Origin of the sequence: Flavobacterium sp. NRK F7, assembly GCF_024054195.1 — a bacterium.
GTDB lineage: Bacteria > Bacteroidota > Bacteroidia > Flavobacteriales > Flavobacteriaceae > Flavobacterium.
In genome coordinates, this window is record NZ_JAMXLB010000015.1 from 1 (window position 1) to 219 (window position 219).

At 37.4% G+C, this 219-nt stretch carries 1 protein-coding gene; it reads right to left on the bottom strand.

The features are described from left to right. A partial coding sequence (locus tag NHF47_RS17100) for a SprB repeat-containing protein (protein WP_252766129.1) occupies window positions 1–219 on the bottom strand: 219 nt, incomplete at both ends.

Here is a 219-nt window from a genome sequence, read left to right on the forward strand (position 1 = left end):
TTGTATCGGTAATAACACAAGAATACGTACCTGGTGCTAGATTATTTATATTTTGAGTGGTTGCTATGACTTGATTTTGCTCATTTCGCCACGAAAAAGTATAACTCGGAGTACCGCCACTTGGGGTAAGATTGATGCTTCCATTGTTCAAACCAAAACAACTACTATCTGTCTTGGTATAACTTGCTGTTAAAACTGAAGGCTCAGTTACTGTAAAAG